Below are 17,702 nucleotides of genomic sequence, written 5' to 3' on the forward strand. Positions count from 1 at the left end.
ATGCGGAAAAATAATTGGAATTCGCGCTGTGAATAGGGGATCTGTGGAATGTTAAATACTTTTCATTTTTATTTAACCTTTTATTTACACGTTTTCCACATTTTTCGTTAATTTCAACCATCACTTTTGGGGATAGTTTGTGAATTTAAAATATATGGCAGATAGAAAGGTAGATTTTTTGGTCATTGGATCAGGTATTGCCGGATTGAGCTTTGCGTTAAAGGCTTCAAAATTTGGTAAAGTGTTGATAGTCACGAAGTCCAATGAGGATGAGTCTAATACAAAATATGCGCAGGGGGGAGTGGCTGCCGTTGTGGATAAGTCTGATAGCTTCGAAAAGCATATCATTGATACTCAGATAGCTGGGGATGGATTATGTGATGTGGAAATTGTGGAAAACGTCGTTAGGGAAGCACCGGATCGAATTGCTGAACTTATTTCCTACGGAACCTCATTTGACAAGGAAGAATCGGGGGTATATGACCTGGCTAAAGAGGGCGGGCATTCGGCTCACCGTATTCTTCATTATAAGGATATAACAGGTTACGAAATAGAAAGAGCGCTGTTGGAACAGGCCCATAGCGATCCCAATATTGAAATTGTGACACATTATTTTGCCATTGATCTGATTACCCAACATCATATGGGGGAATACGTGGATAAGAATAGGGAGGATATTACCTGTTATGGTATCTATGCTTTCAATACTTCATCCCACCTCGTGGACAAAATTTTAAGTAGGGTGACCGTCATGGCTTCCGGTGGAGCTGGTCACGTGTACTCGAGTACAACTAACCCGACTATTGCTACCGGTGACGGTATAGCCATGGTTTACCGGGCTAAGGGCAAGGTGCGCAATATGGAATTTATGCAGTTTCATCCCACTTCATTATATAATCCTAAGGATTCTCCGGCATTTTTGGTGTCTGAAGCCGTTCGCGGTTTCGGAGGGATTCTTAGACGGGTGGATGGTGAGTCTTTTATGGAGGAATATGACGAGCGGGCATCATTGGCTCCCAGGGATATTGTGGCACGCGCTATAGATGCCGAGATGAAAAAGTCGGGTATAGATTATGTGTATTTGGATATTACCCATAGGGATAAGGAGGATATCATTAAGCATTTTCCAAATATTTATGAGAAGTGTCTCTCCATCGGATTGGATATGGCGACAGACTTTATACCGGTCACTCCGGCAGCACATTATTTATGCGGAGGAATTTATGTGGATGATTTCGGAAGAAGCAGTATACGCAATCTGTACGCTTGTGGGGAGTGTTCGTCAACCGGACTACATGGGGCAAATCGTTTAGCTTCGAATTCTTTGCTGGAAGCCCTTGTATATGCGCATCGCATCTTTTTGGATGCGACCAAAGCGATTGAATCCATACATTATGTTACTAATGTCCCGGATTGGGATGACTCCAAGACTTCACTTTCTAACGAGGACATTTTGGTTAGCCATAACTTGCGTGAATGTCAAAAAATTATGAGTGACTACGTAGGTATTGTCCGGTCAGATTTTAGATTGGAAAGAGCCCTAAAGCGTCTACATTTATTATATGCGGAAACGGAGGACTTTTATCGTAACACGAGGCTCTCTGTGAAGCTTTGTGAACTGCGTAATGTGATCCAGGTAGCTTATATTGTCACCAAGTCGGCTATGTTGCGGAAAGAGAGTAGGGGCCTGCATTATACGACGGATTATCCACAACACTCAACTGTATTACAAGACACAATATTTTAGGACATATGGCACTTATTTTACCCGTTCTGGACAAGTCTCCATTGATCGCAGAAGAATGCTTTTTAGCACCCAATTCGACTATTGTTGGCGATGTGGAGATTGGGCACCATTGCTCGGTATGGTTCAATGCAGTGATCCGCGGAGACGTTAATTATATTCGTATAGGCCATTATACGAATATCCAGGATGGCGCTGTTATTCACTGTACTTATCAAAAGTGCGGGACTACCATTGGTAATTATGTGAATATCGGGCATCAGGCAATGGTGCACGGATGTATCGTGGAGGATTACGTGTTGATCGGAATGGGCGCTATCGTCATGGATAATGCAGTGGTGGAATCCAATGTAATTATTGCAGCGGGGGCTGTTGTTTTGGAGAATACGCGTTGCGAGTCCGGTTTTTTATATGCCGGCGTTCCGGCTAAAAAGGTAAAAGCGCTGACTGAAGAGCAGAAAGCGCTTTTGCAGCAGTTGCCGCACAACTACGTATTATATAGTTCCTGGTTTTAGCTTAAACGTATTAGCAATACAATTTTGCCTTTATTTTTGGCCGTGACCTTGACTTTATTCCTTTTTGAGGGCACTTATTGAAAAGCTATCTTTTTGTTCCCAGTTTGCACGTATCGTGAAAACCTTGTTTAAATAAACAACGGGTTCTGGAAAAGTCTTCTTTTCAACATCTCCGGTATCCCATATGCCGTTGTCATTGTCATCCCGAATGACACGTATGGTATATTTTCCCCCTGGAAATTGTTTATAAACTACTGAAGCATTATTGCTGTTGATTTTATCAACTCTATATATTTTATCTTTTTTCTCGTTGATCAGTTCGACGAGGTAGGTTGTGTTGCTATCCAGATCGGTAAAATCAAATGTTAGATCCCCATAGTTTTCGCTATCGTCGTATGTCAGATCGAATTTTTTCTCTTTATTTTGCTCCCCGAAATATCCTGTTATGGCACCTTCGGTAAATTCTATTTGATATTTTTTATCCTTTTTCCAATTATAACGGATATGGTAAATATTGGAATCATTTGTATCCACTGCCAATTGATAATTTGTTCTTACAAGCGAGTCTTCTTTGAATTTTAGCTTTGCCTTATCTATATTTTTTATCGGTGTAAAGGCTGATACCTGAAGGTGATTGATTCTGTCCACTTTTCCATTATTTGGTGTAAATTGCGGATCAATGACCTGTTCAATTTTTACGTTTCCCTTTCTGACGAGAATGGTATCCAAAGGTTTTTCATTTTCCGTTAGAACGAGTTTTAGAGAGTCTATTTTTAGGTTTGGCAGAAACAAGGTCGCGGAATCAGAGCTCTTCGAGAACCGTACTATTTTATCCTTGTTGTTGACTTCATCATTCAGAATATTCAGTTTGGGTTTATCCACTCTTCTATTGAAAATGAGCAGTACACTACCATTTTTTTCAAACTTCTTTTCCTGGGTGCGGAATTTCTTTGGAATTGCTTTAAATATTTCGAGATTGATATTGCTAAGATCTTGCTCCAATACGATGGAATCTTTTAGAAAACCTATTTCTTCATCAGGTGCATTATAGATTCGGTCATTGTTCTTTTCCTGGAGCGCATAGATACGATATGTCCCTTCGCGGAGATTATTGAGTTTATAATTTCCGGCAGTATCCGTTGTTGTAAAAATATTTGCTTTCTTTTTTCCGAAAATTGAATCTTGACTGATGGGGATTAGAAGGACTTTAACCTCTTTCAGGACTTCTTTGGTCATTGCACTCTTTACATTGCCCGATATACTGAGCGAGTCAATTTTATCACCCGTTGCAAATACATAAGCATAATTTACCAATGCATTTCCTGCATTATAATCTACCAATCCTTTACCAAAATAAATGCTATAGGTTGTATTTTTTTCCAGGGAATCAGGTAAGGTGATTTCCAGATTTTTTTTCTTGATTTTGAACTGGGGGGTACTTCCCATATCAGGTGTGACACTGAATTCCTTTTGCTGATTGGCCAACTTGACATACTCATCAAATGTGATGACTATTTTTTTCTCCGTAAAATTCTTCGAAAAGTTCGTAGGACTTTCCTGTAGAATTTTTGGTGGAATGGAATCTTTGGGCCCCCCTGTCGGCTGTTGTATACTCGCACATTGTATTGACAAGCCAATGAGCATTATAAACATGCTTAAAATAAGTAATCTCGTTTTTAAGCTACTTTTTAGCCTCTCTGAACTACTTTTATTATTTTTTAAGGAAGTTGTCATAAAAAATAGAATCTTGTCTTAAATCGCTTATTTTAAGCTTGTTTATTTTTATTTATAATTACCTGATAATCAATTAATTAACTCATATGTACCATCAAAACGCTGATATCTGACGGTGATACGCCTGAAATTCGGGAAGCCTGCCCCAATGTTCTGGGTTTTACTTTCGCTAATTTCTGCCTGGCTTCTATGGACAGTGAAGTTAACAAACTATAATCGAAATCAGGATTAATTTCTCTATCTTCCATCTTCTTCATGCGGTTGACGATCTCGATTTCCTTTTCGAAATAGCTTTCGTACTTGAGATTAATTTCAGCCTGCTCTATGGTTTCGTTGTCAAATTGAGAAACGTATTGAGCAAAGCCTTCGTCCCCTTTGACGATGTCCTGTATATTAACCTGCGGTCGGGCAAGTACGTTACTTAAACGAGTTTTTTGTGCAAGTGCACTTGAACCCACTTCGGCCATTACGGTATTCATCTTCTCGAGATCGGTTGAATTCTGCTTGAGATATTCAATGATGTTATTCGAATTTTCTATTTTAGCCTCTACCTTCTTTAGTCTTTCCTCACTCACCAATCCCAGTTTGTAAGCTAATGGTGTAAGGCGGATATCGGCATTATCCTGACGTAATAACAGCCGGTGTTCTGCTCTCGAAGTAAACATACGGTAGGGTTCCTCGGTTCCTTTTGTGACAAGGTCATCTACTAGCACACCGATATAGGACTCGGATCTTTTTAGAATAAGTTCTTTATCGTCATTGACACGTTGATGTGCATTTATACCAGCAAGGAAACCTTGTGCTGCTGCTTCTTCGTACCCTGTTGTTCCATTGATCTGTCCGGCGAAGAAAAGGTGTTTCACCAATTGAGTTTCCAATGTTAGGTCAAGCTGCATCGGTGGAAAGTAATCGTATTCTATTGCATATCCAGGACGGTACATCTTGGCATTTTCAAAACCCGGAATGAGTTGAAGAGCTTTTAGCTGTACATCTTCTGGAAGCGAAGTCGAGAAACCATTTACATATATTTCCACGGTTTTGAATCCTTCCGGTTCCACAAAAATCTGATGTCGCTCACGCTCCGCAAAGCGATTGATTTTATCTTCTATGGATGGACAATAGCGTGGTCCTAACCCTTTGATCCGTCCTGTAAACATGGGTGATTTTTCAAAGCCGGTGCGGAGCATTTCATGTACCTTGTCGTTGGTATATGTAATCCAGCAACAGCGTTGTTCGGTGGGCATCTCTACATCTGTATAGGAGAAACGTCCCTTCTTTTCATCGCCCCATTGTTCTTCCATGAGCGCATAGTTGAGACTGCGACCATCAATTCTCGGTGGAGTACCGGTTTTCATTCTGCCCGATTCGAAGCCCAGTGAAACGAGCTGTTCGGTTAATCCTGTAGCAGCCTTCTCTCCTGTCCTACCGCCGCCAAATTTTTTATCACCGATGTGGATCACACCGTTTAGGAATGTTCCATTTGTAAGGACAACAGCATCCGATTCAATTTCTATTCCCATGGAAGTGATTACGCCGCATGCTCTTCCGTTTTTAACGATGACCTCTTTTACGGTGTCTTGCCACATATCGAGGTTAGGTAAAGATTCTAATTGTAATCTCCACTCTTCCGCAAATCGCATACGGTCATTTTGTGTACGTGGGCTCCACATTGCAGGACCTTTTGAAAGGTTAAGCATGCGGAATTGAATCGTTGATTTGTCTGCAATGATTCCGGTGTATCCACCCATTGCATCTATCTCTCTTACGATTTGTCCTTTGGCTACACCACCTATAGCTGGGTTGCAACTCATCTGAGCTATCACACCCATATTCATTGTAATAAGTAAAGTGGAAGAACCGAGATTGGCTGCTGCTGCTGCTGCTTCACATCCGGCATGTCCGGCACCTACTACAATTACATTATATTTTTTAAACATTTTTATATCCTTGTTCCACGTGAAACGTGGCTTTTTATTTGTCTACAAATTTACTCTTTTCTTTAGGTTCCACGTGAAACCCAAGGAAAATTTTTACATAAAATCGGCAAGATATAACCAGCGCTCGGACTTTTGATCTATTTGTTCTTGCATCGTTTTTATCTCTTCTGCCAGTGTTGAAAGTTTGGTATGATCTGTCAGTTGGTTTAGTTCCTCAGTCTTGGCTTTCACCTGTAGTTCGAGGCTTTCTATTTCTGATTCGAGTTTATTGTATTCGAGTTGCTCCTTATAAGAAAGCTTTTTCTTTTCATCTTTTATCTGAGGTTTCGCTATTTCCTGGATATTCTTTTTTTGCTTTTCCTTTTCTAACTTTTGAAGCTCGTCTTGTTCTATTTTAAAGTCGGCATAGTTTCCATTATAGATACGGATCTTGCCTGTCCCTTCAAATATGAAAAGTTGGTCAGTCAACTTATCCAATAGATACCTGTCGTGGGATACCAATATCAGTACGCCCCTGTAGTTGTCGAGAAACTCTTCAAGTACATTTAGGGTATCGATGTCCAAATCATTGGAAGGCTCATCCAGTATAAGAAAATTTGGATTCTTCATTAATACCCGCATCAGCTGGAGACGTTTTCGCTCCCCGCCGCTAAGTTTGTTGACAAAGCCAAACTGCTTCTCCGGAGGAAATAAAAAGTGCGTGAGTAATTGAGATGCCGTAATTACTTCTCCGTTTGCCATCTCAATATAGTCCGCAATATTTTTTACAACATCAAGTACGCGGTCATTTTCGTTTACTTCGAGTCCTCCTTGTTTATAGTATCCATATACGGTGGTCTCTCCTACTGCTATGGTTCCGGCATCTGGGGTTTCTTCTTTTGTGATAAGATTTAGAAAGGTCGATTTACCTGTTCCATTCTTTCCAGCCAGACCTATGCGGTCTCCTTTTTTGAAGGTGTAAGAAAAATCCGTAATGATTTCTTTTGGTCCATAATGTTTGGATACATGTTCCAGTTCAAGAATTTTAGATCCCTGTCTACTTACTTTTACACTAAGTTGAACGGAGTCGTTTCCCTTTATTGATTTTGACTTTTCCTCCAGATCGTAAAACGCTTCGATACGGGATTTCGATTTGGTACCCCGAGCCTGAGGCTGGCGCCGCATCCATTCCAACTCTTTACGAAGTAGATTTCTGCTCTTTTCGACCATGACTGCATCTATCGTTTCACGATCCGACTTCTTCTCCAAAAAATAAGCATAGCTACCTTTATAAATATATAGATTGCCCCTGTCCAGCTCCCGGATTTCCGTACAGATATTATCGAGAAAATAGCGGTCGTGTGTGACCAAAAGTACCGTTTTATTTCCGGTGGTAAGCAGCTTCTCTAACCATTCAATGGTCTCTATATCCAGGTGGTTGGTTGGTTCATCGAGGATATATACGTCTGGTTCATCTATCAAAAGCTTGGCTAGTGCCAGCCTTTTGCGTTGGCCCCCGGAGAGACTTTTTATATCCTGTTGAAAGTCCATAATATTTAGGCGATTTAAAATCGTCTTGATATTATGCTCATATTCCCAGGCGTTCAGTGAGCTTATTTTTTCAGTAAGATCTTCTAATTTTTTCTGGTCGATATCACTGCTTTCGAGAAGTTCTTCATATTCCCTGATTAGACGCTGCTGATCGTTGTCCGCACTATATATAAAATCGTTGATTGATTTTAATCCTGTGAAATCAGGATCTTGTTCGAGAAAACCAATTTTTATACCTTTTTCCTTGACAACTTTTCCTGATGTTGGCAAGGTACGGTCTGCTAAAATAGAAAGCAATGTTGATTTGCCTGTACCATTTATTCCGACCAAAGCCACCCGCTCTCCTTTTTGGAGTCCGAAGTGTAAATCTCTAAAAAGCCACCTATCGTGGAAGGAATGGCTTACTTGTTCTGTAGCTAAAATACTCACGTTATATCACCCAAAAATTAATTTTAGTCATTTTTAATACAATAAAATTTCCTTCAAGAGTCCATTACCCTTGATGGTTTTTTAATGTTTTGAAAATCAAATAGTTATATATCTTTTTGATTTTCAATTATTTATATATTGAATCAATAATCTGTTTTGATTGCTGACTAATTAAATCTGTTGGGTGGCTTTCTATACGATGTTAACCGCTGCATGACGGGTAAATTGCCTTCGCGCAGCATGGTCTCAGTAACAGTTGATTTAGAATGCACGCAAAAATAAAGAAATAGTTTCTTATTCGATGCGAAAAAAGCTTCGTTGTGTGATAAATCGGCAATAATGATATTACCTTGATAAATTTAATTCAATGCATAATCCGCAATCAGATTGAAGCGTGGTATTTCAACCTGAAAACTGCTATTATCCAAAGAACGGATCATGTTGTAATGACCTTCCATGAAACCAAATTCACTGTTAAGATTACATCCCGAAGTATATTGATGTATCTGGCCCGGTTCGATGACAGGCTGCTCGCCTACAACACCTTCGCCCGATACTTCCCTATAGTCGCCTTTTGCATCAAAAATTTTCCAGTAACGACTTAGCAATTGTACCGTGTAATCACTCAGATTTTCTATGCTAATGTGATAAGCAAACATAAAATGTTCACGGTCGGGATTAGAATACTCCGATTGATAGATGGTTTCAACCGAGATTTTTACGCCTTCTGTAATTTGTGTGATCATTTGGATGATGTTTATTGTTGCAACAAATACTTATGCTAAAATACTAATAATGAGTTTAAAATTTGCAAACTTAATCATTTTTAAAGGTTAAATTATGCTAAGTATAAAATTACTACAATCAAATGATCGTTAATTAGTAGGTTTGTATATGGCAAATGGTATATTATATTTAATTCCCGTTCCTCTGAGCGATGATGCTGCATTCCAGTCTTTTACTCCTTATTTGGTTGAAACAATCAATATATTGGACGAATATATTGTGGAAAATGAAAAGACTGCAAGAAAGTTTCTAAAGCTAGCAGGTTTAAAAATACCCCAAAGTGAATTGAAAATACGTGATTATGGGAAACATGCACGGGACAAAGGAAATATTAATGATTTTTTTGAGGGCTTGAAGCAAGGTAAAAATGTGGGCCTCATGTCGGAGGCTGGCTGTCCGGGAGTAGCGGATCCGGGCGCTTCTGTTGTGGCCCGCGCGCATCAGCTCGGGATTAAAGTGGTGCCATTGGTTGGTCCCAGCTCCATCTTATTAGCACTTATGGCTTCAGGATTTAGTGGACAGAAGTTCGCTTTCCAAGGTTATTTGCCCATTGACAAAAACGAACGTACGAAGAAGATTAAAGATCTTGAGCTACAATCCATGCGTGAGAAGCAAACCCAGATTTTTATTGAAACACCTTTCCGTAACAATCACCTGCTGGAGGATCTTCTGAAAACCTGCAAACCGAATACTCAGCTCTGTGTAGCCTGCAATGTGACCTCAGCCGATGAATCTATACGGAGTCTGACCATTGCGGAATGGAAAAAACAAAAAGTGGATTATCATAAAAAACCAACCATATTTTTATTGTATGTCTGACTTTTTTTGTTGCGTTCTCCCCTACCCTGCTTGATCTGATAAGGCGATTTTTATATGAAATAGGTATTTAAACAGTAATTAAGGGAGGTTTATTTAATAAGTGAGCACTCACGTTTACCTTTTTCGGTAACAAAACGGTAAATGCATGTTGGAACATAGCAAATTGTTGAGTAGATTTAGAAATAGTGATAAGATTATTTGATGTAAATATAATGCAATGATATTTAGTAGATTAGGTTATTTTATATTGTTTTTTTCATTAGCTGTAGGCTTAAAATCTACTTATGCACAGCAAACTACTTATGTTATTGTGCATGGTGCCTGGGGCGGTGCCTGGCAATTTAAAAAGACAGCAAATGAATTGGAGAAAGAAGGACATAAAATCTATCGCCCCACACTAACGGGCCTGGGAGAACGTTATCATTTAGCGGACACTTCTATTGGTTTACAGAACCACATCAACGATGTTATCAATACGATATTATTTGAAGATCTTCGGGATATTGTATTGGTTGGACATAGCTATGGTGGAATGATAATAACCGGTGTAGCAGACAGTCTTCCGGATCGGATAAAAAAGTTGGTCTATTTAGATGCCATCCTTCCGGATGATCAGGAGTCCGTCCTGAGTTTGATGGTAAAGCCTGATGGGGACAATGGTCTTTTAAAACTTGAGAAGGACGGATTTATTATTCCATTTTGGGTAAAGGACGAAGGCAAGTTTCCGCGGGATGTCCCCCACCCTTTGAAAACGATGACTGATAAAATCAGTTTAAGAAATCCGAAACGGGAGACAATTCCGGCAACTTACATCCTGACTTACGAAGATAATAAGGCAATGGACAAAGATGACTTTTATCCATTTTATGCAAAAGCAAAGCAGCGTCATTTTAAAACCGTTGAATTGATCAGCGATCACAATCCGCAAATAAAAAAGCTGAAAGAATTAGTAGATTTGTTATTACAGGAAAAATAAATAAGAGTAAGATATTTCAATGACGCAAGAAGAATTAGTAAAAGAATTAAGTAAACCCGAAGTACTGTATGCAGCCTTAGCCCTGGTCGTTATACGGATTATTATCTGGTTGTTATTTGCGAATACAATTCGCCGGACATTAAACTTGATAGCGGTGGAAAATAGATTGATGACACCCGGTCAGTCTTGGTTGGTCGCCATTCCATTGATCAATATTTACTGGAATTTTCAGGTTGCTTCCCGTCTGCGGGATTCGCTCATCAATGAGTTTTATGATCGCAAGATTGCTGTTGAGGAGAATCCGACCTTTCGGAAAGGATCGTTATATGCATGGATCTATTTGGCTACAAATATTCCCCTGCCATTTTCTATTTCAGGTGTGCTGGTGATCATGCACTTTGTCACATTGGCTAACTATTGGTTTAATATCAATGCAAATCGTAGAATTTTGGAAGAACATGATAAATTTCGAGAAAAGGAGGTCATTATAAACGATGAAAATTAAAGCAGTTATTCAATACCTGGAGCAGCTGGCTCCATTGGATTTGCAGGAATCTTACGATAATGCCGGACTTATTGTCGGCCATGCAGATCAAGAGATTACCAAAGTGTTAATTTCGTTGGATTGTACGGAGGAAGTTGTACAGGAAGCGATCGAAAAAGGGTGCAACTTAATTATTTCGCATCATCCCATTGTTTTCAAAGGATTAAAAAAGTTCAACGGAAAGAATTATGTTGAGCGTACTGTCATAAAAGCTATAGAAAACAAAATTGCCCTGTATGCAATACATACCAATCTGGATAATGTTATTGGCGGAGTTAATTCAAAAATCGCGGATAAGCTGGGCTTAGTTAATCAGGCGATATTGGAATCAAAACCCAATGTACTGCGCAAGATGGTTGTATTTGTGCCAAGGAGCCATGTAGAAGAAGTCAGGACAGCCCTATTTGAAGCCGGAGCGGGCCAGATCGGTAAGCATTATGACCAATGCAGTTTTAATACGGCCGGTTATGGAAGTTTCAGGCCGTTGGCCGGATCTGCACCTACGATCGGCGAAATTGGAACACAGGAACGTGTTGAAGAAACGCGGATTGAAGTGATCTATACCCGTTCAATTGAAAGAAAACTTCTTTTGGCACTTTATGAGGCCCATCCCTATGAGGAGGTCGCTTATGATCTTTTTGATTTGCAGAATACCGCGACAGCAATTGGAGCTGGAATGATCGGCAACTTAGCGGAGCCTATGGATGAACGGGAGTTTTTGGCTTATCTGAAAGAGAATCTCAAACTGAATGTTATTCGTCATACCGCGCTTTTAGGGAAAAAGGTTAGCAGGGTTGCTGTTTGCGGTGGTGCAGGTGGTTTCTTATTAGGGGCGGCAAAGCGCTCAGGAGCTGATTTTTTTGTTACGGCTGATTATAAATACCATGAATTTTTTGATGCGGAGGGTGAAATTGTCATTGCGGATACGGGACATTTTGAGAGCGAACAATTTACGCAAGAATTATTGTACGACATTATTACGAAAAAATTTCCTAACTTTGCAACCTTAACAACAGAAATAGATACAAATCCTATAAAATACTACAGTTGATGGAACAAACCGTAGAACAAAAATTGAAAGCACTATGGCTTTTGCAAGCCATACATACTAAAATAGACAAAATTCGCCAGGTTCGTGGTGAGTTGCCTATGGAAGTTGCAGATCTTGAAGATGAGATTGCGGGTTTAGAGACTCGTATTGAGAAGATCAGAACAGACTTAGACGATTTAGAAGATTCGATCGTTAAGCGTAAAAACATGATTAAGGATGCCCAGGCTGCCATCAAAAAATATGAGTCGCAGTTAAATGAGGTAAAAAACAATCGTGAGTACGACGCTATTTCGAAAGAAATTGAAATCCAGGGTCTTGAGATTCAGGTTTGTGAAAAGAGAATCAAAGAAGCAGAATTCGAGATTCGTAACAAAACAGAAAACTACGATGCTACTGTAGGTAACCTGGAATACAGCAAAAATGAACTTGAGGGTAAAAAGAAAGAATTAGAAACAATTACTTCAGAAACTCAAAAGGAAGAAGATGCTTTATTGGCTAAAGCTGCAGAAGCGGAAGCGAATATCGAAGAGCGTTTGGTAAAAGTTTACTACCGTTTACGTAATTCTTTCAAAAATGGTTTGGCGGTCGTTTCTATCGATCGTGATAGCTGTTCAGGATGTCACAATAAAATCCCTGCTCAGATGCAATCTGAGATTCGTCAACGTAAAAAAATCATTATCTGCGAACATTGCGGTCGCGTTTTGGTAGACGAAGGTATCGTATTGGAAATTGAGCAAGAATACGGTTTTTAATCGTTAATAAAAGGATAAAGCCCTGCCCATAAAGCAGGGCTTTTTTTTTTACGGTATATTTTATGCAACTTTGTTGATATACGAGATGATTTATTGGACAAAATAGTAGCTTTGTAGAGTAAGTTGTAACCTTTATATTTTTATGAATATGATATGCCGAGCATTGTACTGAACAAAATATTAGCTTTGCATATTAATTTTAACCATTGAGCATTTATGAATAAAACTCATTTTAAGTTTATTGCTGCATTTTTGATCGGGACTTCATTTCTACAGGTCAAAGCCCAGGAAACTTTATTACTCCGAAATCCAAGTATCAGCGCCAGTAATATTGCTTTTGTGTATGGTGGAGATATCTGGATTGCAGACAAGAACGGTGCAAATCCGAGACGTCTGACAACAAATCCCGGTGTCGAACAAAACCCGATGTTCTCTCCTGATGGCAAGAAAGTTGCTTTTACGGGCAATTATGACGGTAATACAGATGTGTATGTTCTTCCTATTGAAGGAGGGGAACCGCAACGCATTACTTATCATCCTTCTTCGGATGTATTGCGTGGCTGGCTGAACAATGATGAAGTTTATTATACGACATCCCGTGATTTTACCTATGCACTAAGCCCACGATTATACAGTTCTAATATTCAGCGACTGGGTATGGATAAGGCTTTATTGATGCCTGAAGCAACACAGGGTAGCCCCTCCATGGACGGACGCTATTGGGCCTATATCAAAAATACCGATCCCACAGAGCGGGATCGCGTGGCTTTCAAGCGCTATAGAGGTGGCGGTACACCTACCATCTGGATTTTTGATACAAAAACCAAGGAAATAGAAGCAATTCCCCAGGTAAAAAGTAACGATGTGAAGCCACTTTGGTTAGGTAATAAGGTTTATTTCCTGTCGGATCGCGATAAAATAGTCAACATCTTCAGCTACGATACCAAGTCAAAGAAAGTTGAAAAGCTGACTGATTTCAAAGATTACGATGTGCGCTCGCTAAATGGAAACGGCAATGAATTGATTTTTGAATACGCGGGTGTATTGAATACATTAAACTTAACAAACAATAATAAGGTAACCGCCCTTCACATTAGTGTCAATACGGATGCTATGTTTAAGCGTCCTTTCTATAAAAATATCAAGGACGACATTCGTTATGCGACCCTGTCTCCCACAGGTCAACGTGCGTTATTTGAATCTAGGGGCGAGATCTTCACCGTACCCAAGGAGAAAGGTGAAGCGCGCAATTTATCGAATTCGCCGGGGTCACACGAACGTTTTCCCGATTGGTCGCCCAACGGAAAATGGGTTTCTTATATCTCAGATAAGAACGGTTCTTATCAGCTCGTTTTAGTGGATCAGTTTGGAAAGGATCAGCCGCTATATTTCAATCTGGGCGAGACCAATTTTTATTTTGAACCTACATGGTCTCCGGATTCAAAGAAGCTGTTTTATAACGACGCTCATCTCAATCTGTACTATATTGATATCGCATCTAAAGCTATAGTGAAGGTTGCGGACGATAAACTGAGCGGCCAAACCGGCAGAGTTTCGAATCATTTTCAACCGAGCTGGTCTCCGGATTCCAAATGGATTTCATTTACACGTACCTTAGAAAACGGCGTACCGGCTGTGTTTATGTACAATCTGGATACCAAGAAAACGCAGCAGATTACAGATGGCATGAGTTCTGTTCGCAGCACTGCTTTTTCACAGGATGGGAAATATCTTTTCTTTACAGCAAGTACCAATACAGGATTGACCAATTCTGGTCTGCACATGTCGGCTACACAACGTAATGTTGACTATGCCGTGTATGCCTTCATCCTGTCAAGTAAAACCCCTTCTTTCTTTAAGAACGAAAGTGACGAAGAGCAGATCCGTGAAGATAAAGCGGACAAACCTGCGGAAAAAGAAAGCAGCAAAACAGCACGCGTAAAAGAAAACGATAAAAAGGCACCGAAAAAGGATAAAAAAGAAGAAACTCCGGCCAGTAAGCCTGAGGACAAAACCATTCCGGTAGATTTTGACCGTATTGAGAATCGCATTGTCGCTTTACCTTTGCCGGTAGGTACTTATTGGAATCTGAACGGGCTGGTTCCAAACCAGTTGACGTATCAGCGTGGAGGTACCATCGGAGCCTATGATTTCAAAGATCTGGAAAATAAAACATTGGTGGAGAATGCCCGTAGTTTTGTGATCAGTGCCGACGGCAAGAAGATGTTATATCAGACAGCCAACGGTTATAATATTGTGACGGCCGGACAGAAAGTTGCCTCCCCGACTGCAGGTGTTATCAAATTGGATGGTATTCAACAATTGGTGGATCCTGTCGCAGAATGGAAACAGGTCTTTAATGAAGTCTGGGCAATGCAGAAAGATTATTTCTATGTGGAGAATATGCATGGAGCTGACTGGAAAGCCATGAAGGCCAAATATGAGAAGTTTCTCCCTTTTGTTAACCATCGTTCTGATTTGGGGTATTTATTGAATGAAATGATGGGCGAAATGGTTGTTGGACACAATTATATTTATCCGGGTGACCAGCCTTCTACCCCATCCGTGTCGGTGGGCGTATTAGGAGCCGACTATACGATCAAAAATGGCTATTACCAGATCGCGAAGGTATTCACACGCCTGGAATGGAATCCTTCTTTTAAAGCACCGTTGGCAGAACCGGGATTGAATATCAAAGAGGGCGACTACATTGTCGCTGTAAATGGTATTGAATTAACGGAAGACAAGGATATCTATAGTTTATTTGATAATACAGTAGGCAGACAAGTGACGTTAAGAATTAATTCCAAACCATCGCTGGTTGGGGCCCGCGAAGTCGTTATAAAACCGATTTCTTTTGCAGACGAAATGAGTTTGCGCAGCATGGAATGGGTAGAACGTAACCGCAAGAAAGTGGACCAGCTAAGCAATGGACAAATAGCTTACGTATACATGCCAAATACCGGTCCGGAGGGATACACCTACTTCAACCGTTATTATTTCTCTCAGATGGATAAAAAGGCCCTTCTGATGGACGAAAGAAACAATGGTGGTGGCTGGGTAGCCGATTACGTCATTGACTTACTTTCCCGTGAATTAATTGCTGGGTGGGGGATCCGTGATGGCAAAGGATTTACAACGCCGGGCAATGGTATCTACGGGCCAAAAGCGATGATTATTAATGAAAATGCGGGTTCAGGAGGTGATATGATGCCTTATATGTTCCGCTTCAAAGGTTTGGGTAAGCTGGTTGGCCGCACTACGATGGGTATTCTGGTTGGTATCAGCGGATATCCGCCGTTGTTGGATGGTGGACGTATTACCTCGCCAAACTTTGGGGTATACGACCTGAAAGGCAACTGGATTATAGAAAATGAGGGTGTCGCTCCGGATATATTTGTAGAGCAATTGCCGAAGGATCTCTTAGAAGGACGTGACCCACAATTGGAAAGAACGGTGAAGATTTTATTGGAAGAAATGAAAACCTACCCTTACAAAAATCTACAAAAACCAGCAGATCCGATACGGGTAAATTAATAGATCAATATCAATATTGTATAAAAAGGTTCCGGAAATAATTTCGGAACCTTTTTTATATACCGTCCAGCGCTATTTACTGGATTTTGATACTTATTTTTTGGGTGTTTCCAACTGATCCGGAGCCTTTCATAATACCATTTTTTCCACTGATCCGGTCAGGGATGTCTTATTGAATTGCAGCGAAATGTATAAAGTGGCATGCTTTTATTGTTATCTTTAAAACATATTTAAAATTTTATGTATCCCGAGCAAACTACTTCCCCATTTCAATCATTATTGCGTCTGGTCCTGTTGGTCATCGGATTTACCTTTCTCTCGCAGGTCATCGGTATCCTTGTGCTCTTTTTCTATTACAAATTTACAGGACAGGTATTTTCATTGGCTGCCCTCATGCAAGGTTCCGCAAATGAAATGCGTTTTTTGTTGTTGATGAGTAGTTTGGGGTCCTTTGTTGTACCGGCATATCTGATGCATACACGTGAGGGGTATGGAATCATTTATTTTAAACAAGAATACGCGCCACAGGCAAAGCAGTTTGCCTATATCTTTTTTGCCATGCTTGCTTTTATGCCGCTGATGAGTCTAATCGGACATTGGAACGAATCATTACAGCTGCCGGATAATATGAGGTCCGTGCAGGTTTGGATGGAGCGCAGTGAGCGAGAATCAGGAGATCTAATCAAAGGAATTATCGTGGAAACCAGCTTTTTCGGATTTCTGTTTAATCTGGTGGTTTTGGCGCTGATACCGGCCATAGGCGAAGAACTTTTATTCCGCGGTGTCCTCCAGAATATCGTCGGCAGGTGGATTTCCAATCCTCATGTTGTCATTTGGATTGTTGCAATCGTCTTCAGCGCCATACACCTGCAGTTTTTTGGTTTTATACCACGGATGCTGCTGGGGGCATTTTTCGGTTATCTCTATGTCTGGAGCAAAAATATTCTGTTACCTATTTTTGGTCATTTTGTCAATAACGCCGGAGCGACGGTGATGTCTTTTTATTACACACGAAATGGTAAAAGTTATGAAGAAATCAATGCATTTGAGCTGCAATCTTGGTGGATATATGTTGTAGGCTTCATTTTTACTGCTATTTTTGTATTCTTATTTTATCTGTCAACACAAAAAGGAAATCATGGAGAACGATTGGAAGAAAATTAAAACATATACAAATGCTATTCAGGCTGAAATAGTAAAACAGATGCTGGAAGAGAATGGTATCCCGGCCGTGGCATTAAATAAACAGGATTCTTCCTATTTGTTTGGAAAAATAGAACTATATGTTAGTGAAAACTCGGTTGAAACTGCCGAAAGATTGATTGAAGAAGCAGAGGGAGCGAATTAA

The 17,702-nt window shown here is 40.2% G+C and carries 14 protein-coding genes; 10 read left to right on the plus strand and 4 right to left on the minus strand.

The window, feature by feature from the left end:
• Positions 1-154 precede the first annotated feature (154 nt).
• Both nadB and DCO56_RS19495 read left to right on the plus strand, forming a co-directional pair.
• Positions 155-1,747 carry an L-aspartate oxidase gene (gene nadB / locus DCO56_RS19490; protein ID WP_108635421.1) on the plus strand — a complete coding sequence of 531 codons (1,593 nt, stop codon included), beginning with the start codon at positions 155-157 and terminating at the stop codon, positions 1,745-1,747.
• A 5-nt stretch (positions 1,748-1,752) separates the two neighbouring features.
• The gene (locus tag DCO56_RS19495; protein ID WP_108635422.1) at positions 1,753-2,259 is read left to right on the plus strand and encodes a gamma carbonic anhydrase family protein; all 507 of its coding nucleotides are present in this window, start codon (positions 1,753-1,755) and stop codon (positions 2,257-2,259) included.
• A 54-nt stretch (positions 2,260-2,313) separates the two neighbouring features.
• Here DCO56_RS19495 and DCO56_RS19500 read toward each other — a convergent pair whose 3' ends face one another.
• The 4 genes from DCO56_RS19500 to apaG form a co-directional block, all read right to left on the minus strand.
• Entirely contained in the window at positions 2,314-3,912 is a 1,599-nt protein-coding gene (locus tag DCO56_RS19500) for an Ig-like domain-containing protein (protein ID WP_245935874.1), read from the minus strand.
• Positions 3,913-4,070: 158 nt separating this feature from the next.
• Positions 4,071-5,930 (minus strand): tRNA uridine-5-carboxymethylaminomethyl(34) synthesis enzyme MnmG, encoded by a 1,860-nt coding sequence (mnmG, locus tag DCO56_RS19505; protein WP_108635424.1) that lies wholly within the window; start codon positions 5,928-5,930, stop codon positions 4,071-4,073.
• 93 nt (positions 5,931-6,023) lie between these two features.
• Complete coding sequence (locus tag DCO56_RS19510; protein WP_108635425.1) at positions 6,024-7,889, minus strand: ABC-F family ATP-binding cassette domain-containing protein; 1,866 nt, start codon at positions 7,887-7,889, stop codon at positions 6,024-6,026.
• Between the two features lie 359 nt (positions 7,890-8,248).
• On the minus strand, positions 8,249-8,635 hold the full coding sequence (gene apaG / locus DCO56_RS19515; protein WP_104384765.1) for a Co2+/Mg2+ efflux protein ApaG: 387 nt from the start codon (positions 8,633-8,635) through the stop codon (positions 8,249-8,251).
• A 148-nt stretch (positions 8,636-8,783) separates the two neighbouring features.
• Between apaG and DCO56_RS19520 the strand changes: the two genes are divergently transcribed.
• The 8 genes from DCO56_RS19520 to DCO56_RS19555 all read left to right on the plus strand — a co-directional run bounded on the left by DCO56_RS19520 (position 8,784) and on the right by DCO56_RS19555 (position 17,702).
• Positions 8,784-9,494: an SAM-dependent methyltransferase gene (locus tag DCO56_RS19520; protein WP_108635426.1), complete on the plus strand. Its 711-nt coding sequence runs from the start codon at positions 8,784-8,786 to the stop codon at positions 9,492-9,494.
• Between the two features lie 217 nt (positions 9,495-9,711).
• Positions 9,712-10,470, plus strand: coding sequence for an alpha/beta hydrolase (locus DCO56_RS19525; protein WP_108635427.1), 759 nt, complete (start codon positions 9,712-9,714; stop codon positions 10,468-10,470).
• 19 nt (positions 10,471-10,489) lie between these two features.
• Positions 10,490-10,975 carry a hypothetical protein gene (locus DCO56_RS19530; RefSeq protein ID WP_108635428.1) on the plus strand — a complete coding sequence of 162 codons (486 nt, stop codon included), beginning with the start codon at positions 10,490-10,492 and terminating at the stop codon, positions 10,973-10,975.
• Entirely contained in the window at positions 10,965-12,065 is a 1,101-nt protein-coding gene (locus DCO56_RS19535; protein ID WP_108635429.1) for a Nif3-like dinuclear metal center hexameric protein, read from the plus strand. Before DCO56_RS19530 ends, DCO56_RS19535 begins: the two co-directional genes overlap by 11 nt.
• Positions 12,065-12,817, plus strand: coding sequence for a zinc ribbon domain-containing protein (locus DCO56_RS19540; RefSeq protein ID WP_077436898.1), 753 nt, complete (start codon positions 12,065-12,067; stop codon positions 12,815-12,817). The genes DCO56_RS19535 and DCO56_RS19540 overlap by 1 nt, the downstream gene beginning before the upstream one ends.
• Before the next feature lie 216 nt (positions 12,818-13,033).
• On the plus strand, positions 13,034-16,354 hold the full coding sequence (locus DCO56_RS19545) for a S41 family peptidase (protein ID WP_108635430.1): 3,321 nt from the start codon (positions 13,034-13,036) through the stop codon (positions 16,352-16,354).
• A 240-nt stretch (positions 16,355-16,594) separates the two neighbouring features.
• A complete protein-coding gene (locus DCO56_RS19550; protein WP_108635431.1) occupies positions 16,595-17,518 on the plus strand; it encodes a CPBP family intramembrane glutamic endopeptidase in 924 nt (307 codons plus the stop codon).
• Positions 17,493-17,702 carry a putative signal transducing protein gene (locus DCO56_RS19555; RefSeq protein WP_108635432.1) on the plus strand — a complete coding sequence of 70 codons (210 nt, stop codon included), beginning with the start codon at positions 17,493-17,495 and terminating at the stop codon, positions 17,700-17,702. Before DCO56_RS19550 ends, DCO56_RS19555 begins: the two co-directional genes overlap by 26 nt.

It is taken from the genome of Sphingobacterium athyrii (genome assembly GCF_003071065.1).
Lineage (GTDB): Bacteria > Bacteroidota > Bacteroidia > Sphingobacteriales > Sphingobacteriaceae > Sphingobacterium > Sphingobacterium athyrii.

Coding starts and splice junctions, on each gene's coding strand:
- apaG (WP_104384765.1), bottom strand. CDS start 8,635: ATGATCACACAAATTACAGAAGGCGTAAAAATCTCGGTTGAAACCATC.
- DCO56_RS19525 (WP_108635427.1), top strand. CDS start 9,712: ATGATATTTAGTAGATTAGGTTATTTTATATTGTTTTTTTCATTAGCT.
- DCO56_RS19535 (WP_108635429.1), top strand. CDS start 10,965: ATGAAAATTAAAGCAGTTATTCAATACCTGGAGCAGCTGGCTCCATTG.
- DCO56_RS19500 (WP_245935874.1), bottom strand. CDS start 3,912: ATGTTTATAATGCTCATTGGCTTGTCAATACAATGTGCGAGTATACAA.
- nadB (WP_108635421.1), top strand. CDS start 155: ATGGCAGATAGAAAGGTAGATTTTTTGGTCATTGGATCAGGTATTGCC.
- DCO56_RS19550 (WP_108635431.1), top strand. CDS start 16,595: ATGTATCCCGAGCAAACTACTTCCCCATTTCAATCATTATTGCGTCTG.
- DCO56_RS19520 (WP_108635426.1), top strand. CDS start 8,784: ATGGCAAATGGTATATTATATTTAATTCCCGTTCCTCTGAGCGATGAT.
- DCO56_RS19530 (WP_108635428.1), top strand. CDS start 10,490: ATGACGCAAGAAGAATTAGTAAAAGAATTAAGTAAACCCGAAGTACTG.
- mnmG (WP_108635424.1), bottom strand. CDS start 5,930: ATGTTTAAAAAATATAATGTAATTGTAGTAGGTGCCGGACATGCCGGA.
- DCO56_RS19545 (WP_108635430.1), top strand. CDS start 13,034: ATGAATAAAACTCATTTTAAGTTTATTGCTGCATTTTTGATCGGGACT.
- DCO56_RS19555 (WP_108635432.1), top strand. CDS start 17,493: ATGGAGAACGATTGGAAGAAAATTAAAACATATACAAATGCTATTCAG.
- DCO56_RS19540 (WP_077436898.1), top strand. CDS start 12,065: ATGGAACAAACCGTAGAACAAAAATTGAAAGCACTATGGCTTTTGCAA.
- DCO56_RS19495 (WP_108635422.1), top strand. CDS start 1,753: ATGGCACTTATTTTACCCGTTCTGGACAAGTCTCCATTGATCGCAGAA.